This is a genomic window from Vibrio sp. C8 (assembly GCF_054051265.1).
The window spans coordinates 23,537-43,018 of sequence record NZ_JBPAOE010000033.1 but is presented as its reverse complement, the minus strand read 5'-3'; the positions used below and the strand labels follow the sequence as shown (position 1 = coordinate 43,018).

Sequence of the window (19,482 nt, the reverse complement as noted above, 5' to 3'; positions counted from 1 at the left end):
TATTAATCATAGACGGAATTGTTCACCGAGATATACCTGCTTAACTTGTTCGTTGTTCAGCACTTCTTGCGGTGTTCCTTCAGCGATGAGCTGCCCTTGACTTACAATATAAGCCTTTTCACATACATCGAGTGTTTCTCGAACGTTGTGGTCAGTGATCAGGACTCCCAGTCCTCGATCTCTTAAGTGTTCAATGATTTTTTTTATGTCGATAACAGAAATTGGGTCAACCCCAGCGAAGGGTTCATCCAGCAAAATAAATTGCGGATTCGCTGCCAAAGCGCGGGCAATTTCAACACGACGACGCTCACCACCAGACAATGCCATACCTGCACTGCTTCGGATATGCTGAATGTGGAATTCATCGAGTAGATCTTCAAGCTTATCTTGGCGTTCTTCTCGGCTTAATTCTTCACGTGTTTGCAATACGGCCATGATGTTATCTTCCACTGAGAGTTTGCGGAAGATGGACGCTTCTTGTGGCAAATAGCCAATACCCATACGAGAACGACTGTGCATTGGCAAAATACTGATGTCTTTATCATCAATACTGATGGTACCTTCGTCACGCGCTACCAAGCCTACAATCATGTAGAAAGAGGTTGTTTTACCCGCACCGTTTGGCCCAAGTAACCCAACAATTTGGCCTGATTCTACTTTTAGGCTTACGTCAGAGACGACTTTTCGTTTTTTGTAGCTTTTCGCTAAATGTTCTGCTTTTAAGATCGCCATAGTTATTCTTTTGGTGCTGCTTGTGGCTGAAGAACAGTGGATACTCGACCACCGCCATTGCCGTCAGCAATAAGTTTTTGCGATGAAATTTGGTAGCGAATTTTGTTACCACGAATTTCACTGTCGTCTTGGGACAGCAGGGCTTTATCTACCATGGTCAACTCATCGGCAGCCATTTTGTAATACAGTTCTTTTGCTTCACCGTACAACGTTTTGCCATCGTCGGTCAGCTGAGAAAAAGTCGCTACGTCACCATAGCCTTCTATTTCTTCAATTTGTCCGGTTTTTGCATCACGAATGACGATCAACTTATCTGCGTTGATATTAATGCTGCCCTGTTTCAGCTTTACATCACCAAGGAAAGTAACTCGGTTACTTTTCATATCTAACTGTTGGCTGTCAGAGTCAATGTACACAGGTTGCTGGCTATCGGTTGATAGAGCCAGAGCCTGACCAGAAGTCAGTAAGCAAGCAATAAGACTAAGGTGTGAGAGTTTCATATCTACCTTGTACATGGTTATAAAGAACAGCCGAATGGTCACCAAAGTTACCTTTCATCGCCTGTCCATTTGTTTCAAATTGCGGACCGTTTAAATCTACTGGATTATCAGCCCAAAAATCACGGTTCTTGAGATGAATGCTCATTCTTGTGGTCGTGAGCTTATCAAAACCAGAATCGTCGAGTAAATTCTTCACAATAACATCATCATACAGCGTTAAGACGTTATCTTTAGCTAAAATACCGCGCTTTGCTGTGATCTCCCACTCTTGATTGGTACCCTCGCGATAGATTTTTAATATCGGAGTATCAAAAATGGTATTGCCACTCTTGGCATAGTGATCCAAATGTGTAGACGTGATCACATAACTTCTTACACCGCTCTCGTTGTATGAGACGTTATCTAAATTGATTCCGCTAAACATCGGTAGTTCCATATTGGGAGCTACTTGGATGTCAGCCGTTTGCTCTTTGTCGAACAGGTAATAAGCAGACCATGAAGCGACAAATAGAAGTATCGTATAAAGAATACGAGACAAACTCATATACTTAAGCCTTTATGAACGTCCAACTCGTTACGTGCTTGTAGAATCAAATCACATACTTCACGTACTGCGCCACGTCCACCGTTAATTGTTGTTACATAGTTAGCGCGTTTAGCAAGCAGAGGATGCCCGTCAGCAACACAGACTTTAAGCGCTACTTTTTCCATTACTGGCCAATCGATTAAGTCATCACCAATATAGCCTGTATGTTGCGGTTCTATCGCTAATTTTTGGCAAATATCGTTGTACGCTTTCACTTTATCGTCTTGGCCTTGGTAAATAAGTTTTATACCAAGCGCATTCATGCGGTTTTCCACGATTTTTGATTGGCGACCAGTGATGATGGCGACTTCAATTCCCGCATTCATCAGTGATTTTACGCCATAGCCGTCACGGGTGTGGAAGGTCTTTAGTTCTTCGCCATTATTGCCCATGTAGACTAAGCCATCGGAAAACACACCATCGACATCGCAAATTAGCAGTTTTATCTCTTTTGCGATAGCAAGAATAGAAGCGTCAACCTCGCCATAAAGCGTTTCGATAGTCTGAGCCATTACATCACCCCAGCTTTAAGCAAGTCATGCATGTTTAGCGCGCCCACTACTTTACCATCTTCCACCAGCATTAAGCCGTTAATGCGTTTTTCCTGCATCAGGTTTAAACCTTCAACAGCCAGCAAGTTTGGAGAAGCCACAGTCGGGTTCTTCGTCATTACTTCACTGATGGTTGCGGTATGGATATCAATGCGTTTATCAAGAATTCGACGCAAATCGCCATCAGTAAAGATGCCGATCAGATGATCGTCTTCATCGGTTACCGCTGTCATTCCTAAGCCTTTCTGGCTGATTTCTAACAGCGCTTCTCTAACCAATGCTGTTGGTTTTACTTTTGGCAAAGCTTCACCGAAATGCATGATGTCGGCGAGTTTCATTAGCAGTTTACGGCCTAAGGCACCACCAGGATGAGAAAGTGCAAAGTCTTCCGCAGTAAATCCGCGAGCTTGCAGTAATGCGACAGCCAATGCATCGCCCATCACCAAGGTTGCTGTGGTGCTGGATGTTGGTGCTAAACCCAGAGGGCAAGCTTCTTTTGGAACCGTAATTTGCAAATGGATATCTGACAGTTTTGCCATGTTTGACTGAGGGTTACCAGTCATACTAATAATGCGGTTGTTTAATCGTTTTAGTACGGGAAACAGAGAGAGAATTTCAGCTGACTCTCCTGAGTTTGATATTGCTAAAACGATGTCACCATGTTCGATCATACCCAAATCGCCGTGAGACGCTTCTCCGGGATGAACAAAAAATGCTGAAGTGCCAGTACTGGCTAGTGTCGCCGCTATTTTTTTACCAATATGGCCGGATTTACCAATACCCATAACCACAACTTTGCCATTTTTGTTGTCCAGCATCATTTCACAAGCGTGGACAAAGTCGTCATTGATGTATTGGTCTAGCTGCTGTAATGCTTCGATTTCCGTTGTCAGCACTTGCTGAGCAACACTGCGGTAGTCAAAGTTATTAGACATATTACGCTCCAATTACGCTGCCATATTCATAAATAGATAAGTTTGGTACGCCAGAAAGGTGACACACAGAATCGCACCTTCAATACGATTTATGCTGCGTGATTTACCCAACGCCATCACCACGAGTAGAAGAGAAACGCCAAGCATGACCCAAAAGTCTCGTCCCATCGCATGTTCACTGAGTACCGAAGGGTTTAAGATTCCCGGAATGCCCATTACAGCCAAAATATTAAATACGTTCGAACCTACGATATTACCTACCGCCATGTCGTCTTCACCTTTTAGAACTCCCGCAACAGAAGCGGCAAGTTCTGGAAGGCTGGTACCGACTGCGATAATCGTCAAGCCGATCACAAGATCACTCATTCCAAAGTATTTGGCGATAATTACAGCATTGTCGACAAGTAAACCTGCAGAGATCGGCAGCAGAATCAAACCAATCGCGATCCACATGGCTGCTTTTGGATTACTCACACCGTCAGGAATTTCAGATTCCTGTTCTTCCAATAGAAGATCGCCATTTCTTTGTTCGTTGCGGCTGATTTTTAGCATTGCGAGAATGAATACGCCGAACAAAACAAACAGCAATACGCCTTCATAAAAGCCTAGGTGGTTATTCCACATAATTGCACCAGCTAACAAAGTCACTGCAATCATCAGAGGGAATTCTCTGCGAAGTACTGGAGAGCTGATAGCAAGTGGTTTAATTAAGGCTGTAATACCCAGAATCAGCGCGATGTTCGCTATATTGGAGCCGAGTACGTTACCCACGGCTGTATCTGTTTTACCATCAAGTGCTGCTGTCGCTGAAACCATCATTTCTGGAGCAGAAGAGCCCATGGCCAGAATTGTCATACCGATGACTAGTGGAGAGATTCCGAAGTTGCGTGCTAAAGCTGCAGAACCGAAGACGAGTTTATCGGCACTCCAAACTAAAATGATTAGACCTACAATTAGAAACGCAACTGCTTCGATCATGGTGATTCCTATACTTAATCAGCGACTAAAATGTTTAACCGTCGATTTTGACGCTTTGATGGGGAAAAGGGAAGTCGAAGTTCCAATTTATTGTTCTTCATCTTGGGCAAATTTGTATACAAATGTAGAGGTAATGAAAAAACGCGCCTACGCTTGATGTAAACGAAAAGATGAGCCATTTATCAATAAATTGACCGATAAAACTGGAACTAACGTCTGATTTTGGTTTCAATGTACCAGCAATTGAACAGTGCTTTTAATTTAGGATGAATATGCTTATTATGGCCTATTACATGGATGAGAATCTTACAGCAGCGAATAGCCAGTATGCCTGACACTGACTTAGTCACTATAAAAAATCTAACCTTTTCCCGATCTAACCGAATCATTTTTGATGACATCAGTCTTCAAGTTCCTAAAGGTAAAATTACCGCAATCATGGGGCCGTCAGGAATTGGTAAAACAACGCTTTTACGACTTATTGGTGGTCAACTGTATCCTGAAACAGGGGAAATCTGGTTTGATGGCAGTAATATTCCAACCTTAAGTCGAAATAAATTATATAAAGCGCGTAAGAAAATGAGCATGCTTTTCCAGTCTGGTGCTCTGTTTACTGATCTTAACGTATTTGACAACGTCGCTTTCCCTATCCGAGAACACACTGATCTCGATGAGTCTTTGATTCGAACCTTAGTGCTTTTGAAGCTTGAAGCGGTAGGACTTCGGGGCGCTGCTTATTTGATGCCTAGTGAACTTTCAGGTGGTATGGCAAGACGTGCTGCACTGGCTCGCGCTATTGCTCTCGATCCTGAACTTATTATGTATGACGAACCTTTTGTTGGTCAGGATCCTATCACTATGGGTGTATTGGTTGAATTGATTCGAAATTTGAACCAAGCACTCGGTGTGACTTCCGTTGTTGTTTCCCATGATGTGCCGGAAGTGATGAGCATTGCAGATTGGGTGTACTTATTGGCAGAAGGTAAAGTAATCGCTCAAGGTACCCCACAAGATTTGTATAAAACTGAAGATCCTCGTGTTCAACAATTCTTAAAAGGTGAAGCGGATGGCCCTGTGCCGTTTCGTTATCCTGTTCAACCAGTCGAAAAGGATCTTTTCCATGTTGGCTGATTTATTACAACGGGTTAGCCAATTAGGGCGTCGCTTTTTTGCCATTTGTGAATCATTTGGCCGAGCAAGCTTAATGGTTTCAGGGGCGCTGTTTGGGCGACCTCATCCCATCAAAAATTTCCCACTTCTTGTTAAACAGCTCTACAGCATTGGTGTTCAATCTTTAGCGATCATTATCGTATCGGGGCTGTTTATCGGTATGGTTCTCAGTCTGCAAGGCTATGTGATTCTTGTTGATTACGGAGCCGAAACCAGCTTAGGTCAAATGGTTGCTCTTTCATTATTACGTGAACTTGGGCCAGTGGTGACTGCTCTTTTGTTTGCTGGTCGAGCGGGCTCTGCACTGACGGCTGAAATCGGATTGATGAAAGCCACAGAACAAATTTCCAGCTTGGAAATGATGGCCGTCGATCCTCTAAAGCGTGTGATTGCGCCAAGATTATGGGCTGGTTTGATTTCTATGCCACTTCTCGCCATGATTTTTATGGCAGTAGGCATATGGGGTGGTCAGTTGGTTGGTGTTGATTGGAAAGGCATCGATCACGGTAGCTTCTGGTCCACGATGCAGGCATCAGTGGAACTGGGTGAAGATATTGGTAACAGTTTGATTAAGTGCGTGGTGTTTGCCATTACTGTCACTTGGATCTCACTGTTTAATGGGTATGACGCGGTTCCAACTTCGGAAGGGATCAGTCGAGCAACGACAAGAACTGTTGTGCATTCGTCTCTAGCGGTATTAGGGCTAGACTTTGTATTGACTGCATTGATGTTTGGGAACTAATCATGCAACAGACACGTAAACTAGAATTTTGGGTAGGCAGTTTTGTGCTAGCGGGGATTTGCGCAATTCTGGTAATGATTTTTCAAGTCGCTGACGTGAAAGGTCTGGGAACAAACGATACTTACTCACTCCGAGCAGAGTTTGACAACATTGGTAGCTTAAAAGTGCGAGCACCAGTCAAAGTAGGTGGGGTTGTGGTGGGCCGCGTCTCATCCATCGTTTTGAATAAGAATAGCTTACTTCCGGTTGTGACTATGGCTATTGATAGCCAATATAATCAGTTTCCTGACAATTCGAGCTTGCACATTTTAACTGCTGGATTGATCGGCGAACAGTACATCAGTCTTATCCCTGGCTTTGTATTTGAAGATGAAGAGATGCTGAAAGATGGAGATCTGATTGAAGATACGAAATCAGCACTCATTTTAGAAGATTTGATTGGTCAGGTGCTATATAGCGTAGGTGGTTCGGAAAGTAAGGCGGATAAGGAGTAAACCATGTTGAAACGTTATGTCACCACATTGTGGATATTGCTCTTATCGTGGACAGTGAACGCACAAGAAATTGACCGTACTGATCCTTACAAAATGATGAAGCAAGTTGCAGAGCAGTCATTTACACGATTGAAAGCAGAGCAACCAAAAATCCAAGAAAATCCAGATTACTTAAAAGTGATCGTTGAAGAAGAGCTAATGCCTTACATCAATGATCAATATGCAGCGCTAAAACTGCTGGGCTCAAATTTGAAAGGCGCAAAAAGAGAAGATGTGGGTGAGTTTGTAACAGCATTCAGAGCTTATTTAGTCACAAACTATGCGCAGGTTTTGACTCAGTATACCAACCAAGAAATCGAGTTTGGTCCAGAGCCTTTGCTTGAAGATGACCGTCGAATTTCGAGTATTAAGGTGGATATTATTGATTCGCCGCGTCCAAACATTAAGTTGGAATTTAAGTTACGCAAAGAAAAGTCAGGTGATTGGAAAGCGTTCGACATGATAGCCGAAGGCATCAGTTTCCTGACGAGTAAACAATCTGAATGGAATGGCAAAATTCGCCAAGAAGGTATTTTGGCAGTAGCAAAAGAATTGCAGGATTTGTCGACACAACCTATTCGATTTGAGAGCAAAACCCAATGACGCATCCGCAATGGCAGATGGTTAATTCAGAGATAGCGAAGCTGACCGGAGCGCTGGATCGTGATAAGGTGCCGCTCTTATGGCAAACATTGCAGCAATGGCAGCCAGAAACAGAACAGTTTGAAGTTTCGTTACAGAACGTTGAACGTATTGATTCTGCTGGTATGGTGATGTTGATTCACCTAATAGAGCATGCAAAAAAACGAAATTGCCATATAATGCTCAGCTTTGTGCCAGAAGAGCTGGGCACACTAATTCAGTTGAGCAATATTGAAGAGTTGATGTCTCAACATATACAAATTTCCAACGGGGTGAATTGTGGATAGCACACAACTTAAAGAAATCTTAGATCAAGCACTCAACCTTCAAGAGATCCATTGTAAAGGTGAAGGCAGCCACTACGAAGTTATCGCTGTGGATGAATGCTTTGAATCAATGAGCCGTGTGAAGAAACAACAGCTAATATACGGTCCACTAATGGAATATATTAAGCGTAACGATGTTCATGCCGTTTCTATTAAAGCGTTCACGCCTGCTGAGTGGGCTCGCGATAAAAAATTGATGTCACTTTAAGGTTAGTGAATGGATAAGTTTCGAGTTATTGGGTCAGATAAGCCGCTACAAGGTGAAGTGACCATTTCTGGTGCTAAAAACGCAGCACTGCCAATTTTATTTGCGTCTATTCTGGCAACTGAGCCAGTAGAGGTGAGCAATGTACCTCACCTGCGTGATATTGATACCACAATGGAACTGCTTAAGCGCTTAGGTGCAAAAGTAGAACGTAATGGTTCAGTTCATGTTGATCCAAGCCAGATTAATCAATTCTGTGCTCCATACGATTTAGTAAAAACAATGCGCGCTTCTATCTGGGCTTTAGGTCCACTGGTTGCTCGTTTTGGTGAAGGTCAGGTATCGCTACCTGGAGGTTGTGCTATCGGTGCTCGCCCTGTGGATCTTCATATTCACGGTTTAGAGCAACTGGGTGCTACGATCGTTTTAGAAGACGGTTATGTAAAAGCCAGCGTTGATGGTCGCCTTAAAGGTGCACACATCGTGATGGATAAAGTGAGTGTAGGTGCCACGATCACTATTATGTGTGCTGCAACCTTAGCTGAAGGAAAAACCATTTTAGATAACGCAGCGCGCGAGCCAGAAATTGTCGATACCGCTAAGTTCTTAAATCAACTTGGTGCGAAAGTTTCGGGCGCAGGTACTGACACTATTACTATCGAAGGTGTTGAGTCTCTTGGTGGCGGTAAGCACACTGTTGTGGCAGACCGTATTGAGACGGGTACTTTCCTAGTCGCTGCTGCGGTTTCTAAAGGCAAGATTGTTTGTCGTAAAACCAATGCTAAATTACTGGAAGCGGTTATCGCTAAGCTTGAAGAAGCGGGTGCAGATATCGAAACGGGTGACGATTGGATCAGCTTAGATATGACTGAGCGTGAGTTGAAAGCGGTATCCATTCGCACGGCTCCACATCCGGGTTTCCCAACCGATATGCAAGCCCAGTTCACTTTGCTCAATATGATGGCAAAGGGGGGAGGTGTGATTACCGAAACCATTTTTGAAAACCGATTTATGCATGTTCCAGAGCTTATGCGTATGGGTGCTAAAGCGGAAATCGAAGGTAACACGGTAATTTGTGGTGACGTAGATTCGTTAAGTGGTGCACAAGTGATGGCGACAGACTTACGCGCCTCTGCAAGCTTAGTGATTGCTGGCTGTATTGCTCACGGCGAAACCATTGTCGACCGTATTTATCATATTGATCGTGGTTATGAGCGTATTGAAGATAAGCTTTCAGCACTTGGCGCAAATATTCAGCGCGTACATGTAGCAAGCTAAATTTCAATTTGGTTTATAGGCCGAAGTCTCTTGATTTCGGCTTTTTATTTTGACCTGAGTTTTGATTTTTGTCTGAGCCAGGGTTGTTGAGCTCCTTTGGAGAAAACAGATGATTGCACTATTTCGTATCATTGCTGTCGCTATCTTTGCGGTGGTGATGTTTGTATTCGGATGTGGTTACTGCTTGTTAAGCCCGCGTAACCCGAAGCATGTATTCACTTTTGGTCGCATGTTTGCAGCGATGTCGAAAGTGTTTGGCATTAAGTTGGAACTTCGCATTCCAGAAGATGCTTACAAGCGTGGACAGGCGGTTTACATCGCAAACCACCAAAACAACTGGGACCTTTTCACTGTTTCATCAGCGGTAACACCGAAAGTGGTTACCGTGGGTAAGAAAAGCCTAGCGTGGATGCCACTGTTTGGTCAGTTGTACTGGTTGACGGGTAATATACTGATTGACCGAGCAAATAAAACAAAAGCGAAAGGTACAATCAACCAAGTGGTTGATAGCATTAAAAACAGTGACGTATCAGTGTGGATGTTCCCTGAAGGTACTCGTTCTCGTGGCCGTGGCTTATTACCATTTAAAACGGGCGCTTTCCATGCAGCAATCGGCGCTCAAGTTCCAGTTATTCCTATCGTTTGCAGTTCAACCCGCAAGTTACGTTTAAATCGCTGGAATAACGGCCATGTAATTGTAGAAATGCTGCCACCTGTGACAGTCGAAGAATATAAAGACAAATCGGTGCGCGATCTTTCAAATCAGTGCTATGAAGCAATGAAAGTGAAGCTGGAAGAGCTTGATAAAGAAGTCTCTCAGCTTAACGCGAAAAAATAGCGTTTTTATTGGCGAATAAAAAGGGTTGCTTCGGCAACCCTTTTTGTTTGTTCAGTCGCACCACACTGAGCGGTACTGGCTGCTCAACTAAAATTATTTACGAACGGCAATCGCTTCGATTTCGATACCTACGTCTTTTGGTAGACGAGCCACTTCCACACATGAACGAGCAGGGTAGTGAGCGACATTATGCTCGTCAAAGAACTTACCGTAAACTTCGTTCACTGTACCGAAATCGTTGAGATCTTTTACGAATACAGTCATTTTTACGATATCGCCAACTGTTAAGCCAGAAGCTTCAACCACAGCTTTTACGTTGTCTAGAGATTGACGCGCTTGGACAGCGATATCGTCAGAAACTTCACCTGTTACTGGGTTTACTGGGATTTGACCAGAAGTTAAAACCATATTGCCAAGGTCAACACCTTGAATATATGGACCAATTGCCGCTGGAGCAGATTCTGTGTGCAAAACTTTTGTCATGGTTCTTATTCCATTCATTATTCGAATTTAAAAGGTCTGTTTACTTGCGGTGTGAACACCACTCAGATAACAGACCTTAGCAGTTTGCCTTTTATACCTTGATAGGTAAAGGCTTGATTACCCTTCGCGTTCAGTCACGATTTCGCGGGAGAATACTTTCTCACAGTACTTACACTTCAGGCGAATATCGTTATTTTTTTCGACAATACTGAAGCTGCTTTCTACTGGTTCATTGTGAGAAATACAGTTGCTGTTTGGACAGGCAAACACGCTGTTGATTTTCTCAGGCAGCTCTAGGGCAAGCTTTTTTACCACTTCGTAGTTTTCGATTTGGTTTACCGTTGCGTGTGGAGCGTAAAGTGCAAGTTTGTTCGCTTGTTCTTCGTTGATGAACACGTTTTCAATCTTTAACAGATCTTTATGCCCAAGAGCAGACGATGGCAAATTTAAACCAATAGTCACTCGTTGTTGGGTATTGTGCATATCAAACAGTTTAAGAACTTTGATGCCCACTTGTGCTGGAATATGGTCAATCACTGTGCCGTTTTTGATGGCCTCAACTTGTAGTTTAGTTTCTTTACTCATGACAGTCTCCGATTACAGTGATTCGTTCAAAACTAGGGCTAACAGTGCTTCACGTGCATAAACACCATTGTTCGCTTGTTGGAAGAAATAAGCGTGAGGTGTTTTATCGACGTCGGTGGTGATTTCGTCAACACGAGGAAGCGGGTGAAGAACCTTCATATTTTCACGGGCATTTTCAAGCATTGCAGCGGTTAGAACGAAAGCTGACTTAATGTGTAAGTATTCAGATGGGTCAAAACGTTCTTTCTGTACGCGAGTCATGTACAGGATATCGAGTTCTGGGATCACGCTTTCCATATCGCTGTGTAAGCTGTATTCCACACCCGCTTCATCCAGTTCTTCACAGATATAATCAGGCATCGCTAAGGCGTCTGGTGCAACAAAGAAGAAACGGTTGTTATCAAACTTAGCCAAAGCTTGAGCAAGTGAATGCACCGTGCGTCCATATTTTAAATCACCGACAAAAGCTACGTTCAAATTGTCTAGTCGACCTTGAGTTTCATACAGAGTAAACAAATCGAGAAGCGTTTGAGTTGGGTGTTGGTTTGAACCGTCGCCCGCATTGATGACAGGAACGCCATTAGAAAACTCAGAAGCAAGACGCGCGGCACCTTCTTGTGGGTGACGCATAACAAAAGCATCCACATAAGAAGTAATAATCTGAACGGAATCCGCCAGTGTTTCTCCTTTGTTTGCTAACGAGGTGTTACCGCCATTATCAAAACCGATGACGCTACCACCGATACGTTGAATCGCCGTTTCAAATGATAAGCGCGTACGAGTGGACGGCTCAAAGAAACAGCTTGCAACAACTTTGTTTTTTATCAGCTCAGGTTTTGGTTCAGCTTTAAGCTGGCCGGCAGTTTGAACAATCAATTCCAATTCTTGTCTTGAAAGCTCAGAAATGGAGATGATGTGCTTTTTATAAAGCGAGTTAGCCATGATCTTCTTCCCTATCATTTTCTTAAAGTCATAAAAAAGCCCCCCAATAAGGGAGGCTTTAGAATTCAACAACGGGGGAAAACAGTTTGCCCTGTAAGCGTACTTGCTTACCGAAATTTTTAGCTGCACGATAGTCTATATGCATCAATTTCATTGGGCCCCCCTAGACAAATTGCTGGGAATTATACGCTTTGTTTTTAGTGACGCAAGCGATTACGTCATTTATCGCTTCGCTGATCGCCCAGTGTTGCAACCATCACGGCTTTAATGGTGTGCATGCGGTTTTCTGCTTCATCAAACACAATTGAATAGTCGGATTCAAACACATCTTCCGTCACTTCCAGACCTTTCATACCAAACTTTTCAGCCACTTGCTTACCAATAGTGGTTTCATCGTTATGAAATGCTGGTAAGCAGTGCATGAATTTCACATGCGGGTTGCCAGTGGTTTTGATCACATCCATATTGACCTGATAAGGCTTCATTAAAGCAACGCGTTCATCCCATGCTTCAGGCGCTTCACCCATAGAGACCCAAACGTCGGTGTAAAGAAAATCACAACCTGTGACGCCCTCTGCAACATTTTCTGTAAGGGTGATTTTTGCGCCGCTCTCTTTGGCTAATTCTTGGCAGGTTTGCACCAACTCGGCATCCGGCCAGTACGCTTTTGGTGCAACCAAGCGGATATCCATCCCCATTTTTGCCGCGCCAACCATCAGTGAATTACCCATGTTGTTACGGGCGTCGCCGAGGTAAGCGAACTTAACTTCGCTGAGTGGTTTGCCGCGAGAGTATTCTTGCATGGTTAAGAAGTCAGCCAGAATTTGAGTTGGGTGAAATTCATCGGTTAAGCCGTTCCAGACTGGTACACCAGCATATTTACCGAGTTCTTCAACAATGTCCTGACCAAAGCCACGATATTGAATACCATCGTACATACGGCCCAACACGCGAGCGGTATCTTTCATCGATTCTTTGTCGCCAATTTGCGAGCCTGAAGGACCAAGGTAGCTGACCTGTGCGCCTTGATCAAAAGCAGCCACTTCAAAGGCACAGCGGGTACGAGTAGAGGCTTTTTCAAAAATGAGCGCGATGTTTTTACCGATTAGTTTTTTTTGCTCAGTGCCCGCTTTTTTTGCTCGTTTTAAATCAGCAGAGAGATCCAGTAATAATTGGATTTCTTTCTGCGTAAAATCAAGCAGTTTAAGATAATTGCGGTGACGTAAATTGAAAGCCATGACTCAGTCCTTAAATACAAATAACGAGTAGGGCTAGTTAAACATAGAAATGCTATAAAAGTGAATAATTATTTTAAATGAAAGGCGAGATGTGCCTAACATCTCGCCACATGTGCTTATAAATTCTCTTCGGCGAATTCAGCCAATCGGCTGCGAACCACACCGTTGAGGTGGATGTTGGCGCTGCCTTCAAAGTTTTTGAAGCGCTCAACCATATAGGTTAAACCAGATGTAACAGGGGTTAGGTATGGTGAATCGATCTGTGCAAGGTTACCTGAACACACAATCTTGGTGCCTTCACCACAGCGAGTGATGATGGTTTTGATTTGTGAAGCTGTAAGGTTTTGGCATTCATCAAGCAGAACAAAGGCATCTTGTATTGAACGCCCACGCATGAAGTTGATGGATTTGAACTGAATATTGGCTTTATCAACGATGTATTTCAAAGAGCCCTCAGTGCAATGGTCATTTTTGTGTAGAGCCTCTAGGGTGTCAGTCACCGCTGCCAACCAAGGCATCATTTTTTCTTCCTCGGTACCAGGAAGGAAACCAATAGATTCACCGATATCAGGTGTGTTTCGGGTGACGATGATCTTATCGAACATCTTTTTCTCAACGGTTTGTTCCAGCGCGGCAGCCATTGCAAGCAGTGTTTTACCACTACCAGCGGCACCTGTTAGAATGACTAAGTCTATTTCAGGGTCAAGCAGTGCATTTAACGCCATGGCCTGATAGATGTTTTTCGGCATGATATCCCAAGCTTTGCGGTGCATCATGCGTTCTCGGCTTAGGTCGCGCAAGGTGATTTTGTCTTCGGTGATGGTCTCTACTCGAGCCGCAAAATCACTTTCTTCGTCGATAACGTATTGGTTGATATAAGTGGGTTCAAATGGTTCGCGATCGAGTTTGTGGTAAGTTTTGCCTTCGAGTGCATAACTATCTACATTCTCAATGTCATCCCAAAAATTTCCCGTTCGGGTTTGGAAACCTTTGGTGAGGTACTGGACGTCATCAATCAGTTGGTCCGTACGATAGTCTTCAACATAACGTACGCCTGCGCCTTTGGCACGTAGACGCATGTTGATGTCTTTGGTGATTAGAACAACCGAGCGAGGAGCGCGTTTGTTCTGCAAATGGAGTACAGCGTTAAGTATACGGTTGTCGCCTTTTTTGTCGGTGAAAGCTTTTACGCTCTCGTGGACATCATAGTCGGCTAAGATTGAAATGGTGCCGGTCGCACTGCTTTGTTTGGTAAAAGGGATCCCTTCTGATATCTCATCTGGTGTTGCATCGTGAAACAAATTCTCCAACGCTCGAATCGCCACTCGAGCATCACGCGCAACGTCGCGTTTGCTGTCTTTGATTCGGTCGAGTTCTTCGAGGACGGTCATGGGGATGACCACATCATGTTCTTGGAAGGAGTAAATGGCTAGAGGTTCATGAAGTAGGATATTGGTATCCAGTACAAACAGTTTCCGATCGGTATCGCCCATAAGCGTCTCCTTGCTATCGCATAGCTTGCTATCAGAGGATGTCTGCAGCCAGAGGTCGCAACGAATCGTACGCTTTGGGTAGGCTTTCGATCTATTGCGACTTACTGCAAACCCGAGTTGATACTCACTGTTTTGATAAGCAGACTTTGTGCCAAATTTTCACTTGGTTTTATCTGTTTATCTCTATTGAGTATAGCAACGTCTTATCTAAGAAATGCCACTGGTTTCTTACAGTTTGATGTCATCTGACATTTGAAGAAAAAATGCTGGGAATCAACGTGACCTGTATCACGCCATCAAGTAAGATTAGCGACCTTTTTCTGCTGCACTCTCCTAAAACGATCATAATTAGGAGCTGAATTCTCTATGTGGCAGATTTCTATTTATAATTATCCAATCCAAATTGATGAGGTAGTCGATTAATGACTTTTGCTTTGGGGCAACGCTGGATTAGCGATACGGAAAGCGATTTAGGTTTAGGTACCGTCGTAGCAATGGATGCGCGAACTGTTACTGTTATGTTTGCAGCGTCAGAAGAAAACCGAGTATATGCTCGCAATGACGCTCCGGTAACACGAGTGACATTTAATGTCGGCGACGTTATTGATAGCCAAGAAGGCTGGTCACTCAAAGTTGAGCAAGTGGTTGAAGACCAGGGCTTGCTTACCTACCTCGGAACTCGTGAAGATACGCAAGAGTCAGGTGTGGCTCTGCGCGAAATCTTCCTGAGCAATCAAATTCGATTTAACAAGCCACAAGATAAGCTGTTCGCAGGTCAGATTGATCGTATGGACAACTTTGTGTTGCGCTACCGCTCTTTGACTAACCAGTTTCAGCAACACAAGAGCCCAATGCGTGGCTTGTGTGGTATGCGCGCAGGTCTGATTCCTCACCAGCTCTATATTGCTCATGAAGTGGGGCGTCGCTATGCACCGCGTGTTTTGCTGGCTGATGAAGTGGGTTTGGGTAAAACCATTGAAGCTGGCATGATCATCCACCAACAGGTGCTTTCTGGTCGTGCAGAACGCATTCTGATTGTGGTTCCTGAAACACTGCAGCACCAATGGCTGGTAGAGATGATGCGCCGCTTTAACCTGCATTTCTCTATCTTTGATGAAGAGCGCTGTGTTGAAGCGTTTGCTGAAGCCGACAACCCATTCGAAACGCAACAATACGTATTATGTTCGCTGGGCTTTTTACGTAAAAGCCGTCAGCGTTTTGAGCAAGCATTAGAAGCTGAGTGGGACTTACTGGTTGTCGATGAAGCGCACCATCTTGAGTGGTCTCAGGATAACCCAAGCCGTGAATATCAGGTTATTGAAGGTTTAGCTGAACGCACACCGGGTGTGCTTCTTCTAACCGCAACACCTGAGCAGCTTGGTCGTGAAAGTCACTTTGCGCGTCTACGTCTGCTGGATTCAGACCGTTTCTACGATTACGAAGCTTTTGTTCAGGAAGAAGAGCAGTATGCGCCTGTCGCAGATGCTGTAAGCGCTTTGCTTTCTGGGCAGAAGCTCAGTGATGAAGCGAAAAACCAAATCACCGAATTGCTCTCTGAGCAAGACGTAGAACCGCTATTCCGCGTTTTGGAAAGTCAGGCAAGCGATGAAGAGAAAGCTTCTGCAAGCCAAGAGTTAGTAGATAACTTAATGGACCGCCACGGTACAGGCCGTGTGTTATTTAGAAACACTCGTGCTGCTGTAAAAGGTTTCCCAACGCGTAATGTGCATTTGATGCCGATGCAAATCCCATCGCAGTATGAAACGTCTATGCGTGTGTCTGGATTGATTGGCGGCAAGATCAGCCCTGAAGCTCGTGCGATGAAAATGCTTTACCCAGAAGAGATCTTCCAAGAGTTTGAAGGTGAGAATTCAAGCTGGTGGCAGTTTGATTCACGAGTGAACTGGCTGATCGAAAAAGTAAAAGAAAAGCGCAGCGAGAAGATCCTAGTGATTGCATCGCGCGCGAGTACCGCATTGCAACTAGAGCAAGCGCTTCGTGAACGCGAAGGTATCCGCGCAACGGTATTCCATGAAGGAATGTCGATCATTGAGCGAGATAAAGCGGCTGCGTATTTTGCACAGGAAGAGGGTGGGGCTCAGGTTCTTATCTGTAGCGAAATCGGCTCAGAAGGTCGCAACTTCCAGTTTGCTAACCAGTTGGTGATGTTTGATCTGCCATTTAACCCTGACTTGCTTGAGCAACGTATCGGTCGTTTGGACCGTATTGGTCAACAGCGCGACATTGATATTTTTGTTCCTTATCTTGAAGGCACATCTCAAGGCATTTTGGCTCGTTGGTACGATGAAGGTCTGAATGCTTTCGCAGAAACTTGTCCTACTGGCCGTGCGGTTTATGATGCATTTGTATCACGCTTAGTTCCTGTCTTGGCTACTGGTGGCGGTGATGATCTGGAAGAGATCATTGAAGAGTCAGCGAAGATGAACAAAACGTTGAAGTCTCAATTAGAGCATGGTCGCGATCGTCTTTTAGAAATGCACTCGAATGGCGGCGAAAAAGCATTGGAAATCGCAGAGAAGATTGCTTCGACAGATGGTGATACTAATCTAGTGACTTTTGCTTTAAGCCTTTTTGATACCATTGGTTTGAATCAAGATGACCATGGTGAAAATGCGCTGGTTGTTACGCCATCCGAACATATGATGGTTCCAAGTTACCCGGGTCTACCTTATGAAGGTGCGACGATCACCTTTGATCGCAATACTGCTCTGTCACGTGAAGATATGCATTTTATCAGTTGGGAGCACCCAATGATCCAAGGTGGTATTGATCTTCTGATGAGTGAAGGAGTCGGTACTTCCGCGGTATCTCTGCTGAAGAACAAATCTCTGCCAGTGGGTACGATTTTGTTGGAGCTGGTGTACGTAGTCGATGCTCAAGCACCGAAACGCTGCGGTATTTCTCGCTTCTTACCGAAAACACCAATTCGTATTCTGTTGGATGCTCGTGGCAATAATCTTTCAAGCCAAGTTGAGTTTGAAGGCTTTAACCGTCAGCTAAGCCCTGTGAATCGCCATTTGGCGAGCAAGCTGGTTAGCAGTGTACAAAATGATATACATAACCTCATTACAGCAAGTGAAGCTTTTGTCGTTGAAGAAGTAAACTCGGTGCGAGAGCAAGCTCAGAAAGAGATGGAACACAGCTTAAACTCTGAGCTGGAGCGTTTACAGGCGTTGAAAGCGGTAAACCCGAACATTCGTGATGAAGAGATTGAAGTAATTGAGCAGCAAATTGACGAACTTTCTAGTTACATCACTCAAGCTCAATATCAGTTGGACTCACTGCGACTGATTGTGGTTGCACACAACTAAGCAGCATTTTCAGTAGTAAAAAGGCCTTCATCTGAAGGCCTTTTGTTTATCTATTGGTACTCTATCCAAACGACTTGAAACTCAAGGCGCAGGCTAAATTACATAATCCACTTCCACCAAATAAACAGTGCTAGGAAACCAAACAGGTACACCAGACCTAGAATAGACAGTGCTTTCAGTTTCGGACCAACCGCTAGCTCTTTTGGCAGTACAGTTTTGGTTACTAGGATGTAGTTCAGTAGGGCAAATATTGGTGTCGTCATAAACGCCATGACCATCGCGAAGTCCAGCATTGGTAGCAGAGCTGAAGCGTAGAACACAATAATTGCTAACGAAGCTGCAGAAACCACAATCATCCATGTTTGTAGAACTTTCGGGCTTTGTTCTTTGTCTTCTTTGATCAAGCGTTGTGATTCTGCAATAACACGTGAGTAACCATCGATCACTGTAATGGTACTGCCGAAGATGCAGAAGAAAGCAATAACCGCGATTAGGTAGCGAGACCATTCACCGATGGTGGATGCGTAAAGTCCAACAAGTTGATGCGAGAAGCCAATACCTGATTGTGATAGTTCCACACCTGTACCGTTCAATACCAATGCACCGAGTGATAGGAAAACGATCGCTAGAATTGCTGTACCGATATAACCAACATTGAAGTCAAACAATGCAGATTGAGCCGTTACTTTTTGATGGCGGCATTGAGATTTCAGCCATACAGAAGTCAGGCTTGAAATCTCGATTGGTGCTGGCATCCAGCCCATTGTTACCACTAGGAAACCAATCGCAGCGATCGTCCATGGAGAAGGTGTTTCTGCGGCTACAGAGCTTACTGGTGCAGCGTTTGCCGCCGCAATAACGACAGCCAGCAATGTTGCAATGGTCAGCACTGCCATGATCACTTTAGATAACGTGTCCAAAGCCTTGTAATGACCAGCAAATAGAATTACTAAGCAGGTGACTAATACAATGCCGCATAACACAGGAAGCGAAAGATCAAACGGTACGAAGTAGCCAAGTAAACTCGCGCTGAACATCAGAAGTGCTGCTGTGTTTACAACAGCGGAGAATACAGCAAGGATTGTGAATACCCATAGGTAAGGTTTTCCGAGCTTCGCATAACCCTCGACAAGGCTTTCACCTGTGCCCATGGTGTACTGAACACCTGCTTTAAAAAATGGGTATTTAAATAAGTTTACCAGCAGAATCAGTATCGCTAATTGCCAGCCATAAATAGCGCCAGCTTTGGTTGATGCAACGAGATGTGAGCCACCAACAGCCGCTGCAGCCATCATTATCCCAGGCCCTAAAGAGCGTAGTAGTTGAGATAAAGATAGCCGTTGTTCTGATGGATATGATACGGCGTTTTCCATTCTTGTTATTCCTTTGAATT

21 protein-coding genes are annotated in these 19,482 nt (G+C 44.2%); 9 read left to right on the top strand and 12 right to left on the bottom strand.

Features of this window, described 5'->3' with window-relative positions; all coding sequences use genetic code 11:
- Positions 1–6: 6 nt before the first annotated feature.
- From lptB to ACRQQK_RS14370, 6 genes are read right to left on the bottom strand one after another with little or no spacing between them, the layout of a single operon-like run.
- Positions 7–732, bottom strand: a complete 726-nt coding sequence (gene lptB / locus ACRQQK_RS14395) for an LPS export ABC transporter ATP-binding protein (RefSeq protein ID WP_042485337.1) — start codon at positions 730–732, stop codon at positions 7–9.
- A gap of 2 nt (positions 733–734) precedes the next feature.
- Positions 735–1,232 carry a lipopolysaccharide transport periplasmic protein LptA gene (gene lptA, locus ACRQQK_RS14390; RefSeq protein ID WP_042485338.1) on the bottom strand — a complete coding sequence of 166 codons (498 nt, stop codon included), beginning with the start codon at positions 1,230–1,232 and terminating at the stop codon, positions 735–737.
- Positions 1,213–1,776 (bottom strand): LPS export ABC transporter periplasmic protein LptC, encoded by a 564-nt coding sequence (gene lptC / locus ACRQQK_RS14385; protein WP_457512538.1) that lies wholly within the window; start codon positions 1,774–1,776, stop codon positions 1,213–1,215. The genes lptA and lptC overlap by 20 nt, the downstream gene beginning before the upstream one ends.
- Positions 1,773–2,330: a 3-deoxy-manno-octulosonate-8-phosphatase KdsC gene (gene kdsC / locus ACRQQK_RS14380; RefSeq protein ID WP_457512536.1), complete on the bottom strand. Its 558-nt coding sequence runs from the start codon at positions 2,328–2,330 to the stop codon at positions 1,773–1,775. Before kdsC ends, lptC begins: the two co-directional genes overlap by 4 nt.
- Positions 2,330–3,304, bottom strand: coding sequence for a KpsF/GutQ family sugar-phosphate isomerase (locus ACRQQK_RS14375; protein ID WP_102962902.1), 975 nt, complete (start codon positions 3,302–3,304; stop codon positions 2,330–2,332). Before ACRQQK_RS14375 ends, kdsC begins: the two co-directional genes overlap by 1 nt.
- Before the next feature lie 12 nt (positions 3,305–3,316).
- Complete coding sequence (locus ACRQQK_RS14370) at positions 3,317–4,282, bottom strand: calcium/sodium antiporter (protein WP_457512533.1); 966 nt, start codon at positions 4,280–4,282, stop codon at positions 3,317–3,319.
- A gap of 327 nt (positions 4,283–4,609) precedes the next feature.
- Here ACRQQK_RS14370 and mlaF point away from each other — a divergent pair, with 327 nt between their 5' ends.
- The 8 genes from mlaF to ACRQQK_RS14330 all read left to right on the top strand — a co-directional run bounded on the left by mlaF (position 4,610) and on the right by ACRQQK_RS14330 (position 10,016).
- Complete coding sequence (gene mlaF, locus ACRQQK_RS14365) at positions 4,610–5,413, top strand: phospholipid ABC transporter ATP-binding protein MlaF (RefSeq protein WP_457512531.1); 804 nt, start codon at positions 4,610–4,612, stop codon at positions 5,411–5,413.
- The gene (gene mlaE, locus ACRQQK_RS14360; protein ID WP_102941118.1) at positions 5,403–6,194 is read left to right on the top strand and encodes a lipid asymmetry maintenance ABC transporter permease subunit MlaE; all 792 of its coding nucleotides are present in this window, start codon (positions 5,403–5,405) and stop codon (positions 6,192–6,194) included. The genes mlaF and mlaE overlap by 11 nt, the downstream gene beginning before the upstream one ends.
- A 2-nt stretch (positions 6,195–6,196) precedes the next feature.
- The gene (mlaD, locus tag ACRQQK_RS14355) at positions 6,197–6,688 is read left to right on the top strand and encodes an outer membrane lipid asymmetry maintenance protein MlaD (protein WP_457512529.1); all 492 of its coding nucleotides are present in this window, start codon (positions 6,197–6,199) and stop codon (positions 6,686–6,688) included.
- A 3-nt stretch (positions 6,689–6,691) separates the two neighbouring features.
- Positions 6,692–7,330, top strand: a complete 639-nt coding sequence (locus ACRQQK_RS14350; protein ID WP_457512527.1) for an ABC transporter substrate-binding protein — start codon at positions 6,692–6,694, stop codon at positions 7,328–7,330.
- Positions 7,327–7,656, top strand: coding sequence for an STAS domain-containing protein (locus tag ACRQQK_RS14345; protein WP_457512525.1), 330 nt, complete (start codon positions 7,327–7,329; stop codon positions 7,654–7,656). Before ACRQQK_RS14350 ends, ACRQQK_RS14345 begins: the two co-directional genes overlap by 4 nt.
- Positions 7,649–7,903: a BolA family iron metabolism protein IbaG gene (gene ibaG / locus ACRQQK_RS14340; protein WP_042485365.1), complete on the top strand. Its 255-nt coding sequence runs from the start codon at positions 7,649–7,651 to the stop codon at positions 7,901–7,903. The genes ACRQQK_RS14345 and ibaG overlap by 8 nt, the downstream gene beginning before the upstream one ends.
- Positions 7,904–7,912: 9 nt before the next feature.
- Positions 7,913–9,178 (top strand): UDP-N-acetylglucosamine 1-carboxyvinyltransferase, encoded by a 1,266-nt coding sequence (gene murA / locus ACRQQK_RS14335; RefSeq protein WP_457512523.1) that lies wholly within the window; start codon positions 7,913–7,915, stop codon positions 9,176–9,178.
- A 109-nt stretch (positions 9,179–9,287) separates the two neighbouring features.
- Positions 9,288–10,016 (top strand): 1-acylglycerol-3-phosphate O-acyltransferase, encoded by a 729-nt coding sequence (locus ACRQQK_RS14330; protein WP_457512521.1) that lies wholly within the window; start codon positions 9,288–9,290, stop codon positions 10,014–10,016.
- A gap of 93 nt (positions 10,017–10,109) precedes the next feature.
- Here the strand turns inward: ACRQQK_RS14330 and ACRQQK_RS14325 are convergent, their stop codons facing one another.
- The 5 genes from ACRQQK_RS14325 to ACRQQK_RS14305 all read right to left on the bottom strand — a co-directional run bounded on the left by ACRQQK_RS14325 (position 10,110) and on the right by ACRQQK_RS14305 (position 14,757).
- Positions 10,110–10,499 carry a RidA family protein gene (locus ACRQQK_RS14325; protein WP_042485372.1) on the bottom strand — a complete coding sequence of 130 codons (390 nt, stop codon included), beginning with the start codon at positions 10,497–10,499 and terminating at the stop codon, positions 10,110–10,112.
- A 117-nt stretch (positions 10,500–10,616) separates the two neighbouring features.
- The gene (gene pyrI / locus ACRQQK_RS14320) at positions 10,617–11,084 is read right to left on the bottom strand and encodes an aspartate carbamoyltransferase regulatory subunit (RefSeq protein WP_457512519.1); all 468 of its coding nucleotides are present in this window, start codon (positions 11,082–11,084) and stop codon (positions 10,617–10,619) included.
- 12 nt (positions 11,085–11,096) lie between these two features.
- Complete coding sequence (pyrB, locus tag ACRQQK_RS14315; RefSeq protein ID WP_102969680.1) at positions 11,097–12,026, bottom strand: aspartate carbamoyltransferase; 930 nt, start codon at positions 12,024–12,026, stop codon at positions 11,097–11,099.
- A 218-nt stretch (positions 12,027–12,244) separates the two neighbouring features.
- Positions 12,245–13,264 (bottom strand): ornithine carbamoyltransferase, encoded by a 1,020-nt coding sequence (gene argF, locus ACRQQK_RS14310; protein ID WP_457512516.1) that lies wholly within the window; start codon positions 13,262–13,264, stop codon positions 12,245–12,247.
- 116 nt (positions 13,265–13,380) lie between these two features.
- Positions 13,381–14,757: a PhoH family protein gene (locus ACRQQK_RS14305; protein WP_457512514.1), complete on the bottom strand. Its 1,377-nt coding sequence runs from the start codon at positions 14,755–14,757 to the stop codon at positions 13,381–13,383.
- A gap of 422 nt (positions 14,758–15,179) precedes the next feature.
- On the opposite strand from ACRQQK_RS14305, the gene rapA reads away from it, so the two are divergent.
- A complete protein-coding gene (gene rapA, locus ACRQQK_RS14300; protein WP_457512512.1) occupies positions 15,180–18,089 on the top strand; it encodes an RNA polymerase-associated protein RapA in 2,910 nt (969 codons plus the stop codon).
- Positions 18,090–18,187: 98 nt separating this feature from the next.
- Here rapA and ACRQQK_RS14295 read toward each other — a convergent pair whose 3' ends face one another.
- Positions 18,188–19,462 carry an Nramp family divalent metal transporter gene (locus tag ACRQQK_RS14295; protein WP_457512510.1) on the bottom strand — a complete coding sequence of 425 codons (1,275 nt, stop codon included), beginning with the start codon at positions 19,460–19,462 and terminating at the stop codon, positions 18,188–18,190.
- Between the last annotated feature and the right edge of the window lie 20 nt (positions 19,463–19,482).

What these genes read in the sequence shown, in the direction of transcription:
- ACRQQK_RS14330 (WP_457512521.1), top strand. Translation starts at nt 9,288, where the DNA reads ATGATTGCACTATTTCGTATCATTGCTGTCGCTATCTTTGCGGTGGTG.
- ACRQQK_RS14375 (WP_102962902.1), bottom strand. Translation starts at nt 3,304, where the DNA reads ATGTCTAATAACTTTGACTACCGCAGTGTTGCTCAGCAAGTGCTGACA.
- lptB (WP_042485337.1), bottom strand. Translation starts at nt 732, where the DNA reads ATGGCGATCTTAAAAGCAGAACATTTAGCGAAAAGCTACAAAAAACGA.
- ACRQQK_RS14295 (WP_457512510.1), bottom strand. Translation starts at nt 19,462, where the DNA reads ATGGAAAACGCCGTATCATATCCATCAGAACAACGGCTATCTTTATCT.
- pyrB (WP_102969680.1), bottom strand. Translation starts at nt 12,026, where the DNA reads ATGGCTAACTCGCTTTATAAAAAGCACATCATCTCCATTTCTGAGCTT.
- ACRQQK_RS14370 (WP_457512533.1), bottom strand. Translation starts at nt 4,282, where the DNA reads ATGATCGAAGCAGTTGCGTTTCTAATTGTAGGTCTAATCATTTTAGTT.
- mlaF (WP_457512531.1), top strand. Translation starts at nt 4,610, where the DNA reads ATGCCTGACACTGACTTAGTCACTATAAAAAATCTAACCTTTTCCCGA.
- ACRQQK_RS14345 (WP_457512525.1), top strand. Translation starts at nt 7,327, where the DNA reads ATGACGCATCCGCAATGGCAGATGGTTAATTCAGAGATAGCGAAGCTG.
- ACRQQK_RS14350 (WP_457512527.1), top strand. Translation starts at nt 6,692, where the DNA reads ATGTTGAAACGTTATGTCACCACATTGTGGATATTGCTCTTATCGTGG.
- mlaD (WP_457512529.1), top strand. Translation starts at nt 6,197, where the DNA reads ATGCAACAGACACGTAAACTAGAATTTTGGGTAGGCAGTTTTGTGCTA.
- argF (WP_457512516.1), bottom strand. Translation starts at nt 13,264, where the DNA reads ATGGCTTTCAATTTACGTCACCGCAATTATCTTAAACTGCTTGATTTT.
- pyrI (WP_457512519.1), bottom strand. Translation starts at nt 11,084, where the DNA reads ATGAGTAAAGAAACTAAACTACAAGTTGAGGCCATCAAAAACGGCACA.
- ACRQQK_RS14325 (WP_042485372.1), bottom strand. Translation starts at nt 10,499, where the DNA reads ATGACAAAAGTTTTGCACACAGAATCTGCTCCAGCGGCAATTGGTCCA.
- kdsC (WP_457512536.1), bottom strand. Translation starts at nt 2,330, where the DNA reads ATGGCTCAGACTATCGAAACGCTTTATGGCGAGGTTGACGCTTCTATT.
- lptA (WP_042485338.1), bottom strand. Translation starts at nt 1,232, where the DNA reads ATGAAACTCTCACACCTTAGTCTTATTGCTTGCTTACTGACTTCTGGT.
- lptC (WP_457512538.1), bottom strand. Translation starts at nt 1,776, where the DNA reads ATGAGTTTGTCTCGTATTCTTTATACGATACTTCTATTTGTCGCTTCA.
- rapA (WP_457512512.1), top strand. Translation starts at nt 15,180, where the DNA reads ATGACTTTTGCTTTGGGGCAACGCTGGATTAGCGATACGGAAAGCGAT.
- ACRQQK_RS14305 (WP_457512514.1), bottom strand. Translation starts at nt 14,757, where the DNA reads ATGGGCGATACCGATCGGAAACTGTTTGTACTGGATACCAATATCCTA.
- murA (WP_457512523.1), top strand. Translation starts at nt 7,913, where the DNA reads ATGGATAAGTTTCGAGTTATTGGGTCAGATAAGCCGCTACAAGGTGAA.
- mlaE (WP_102941118.1), top strand. Translation starts at nt 5,403, where the DNA reads ATGTTGGCTGATTTATTACAACGGGTTAGCCAATTAGGGCGTCGCTTT.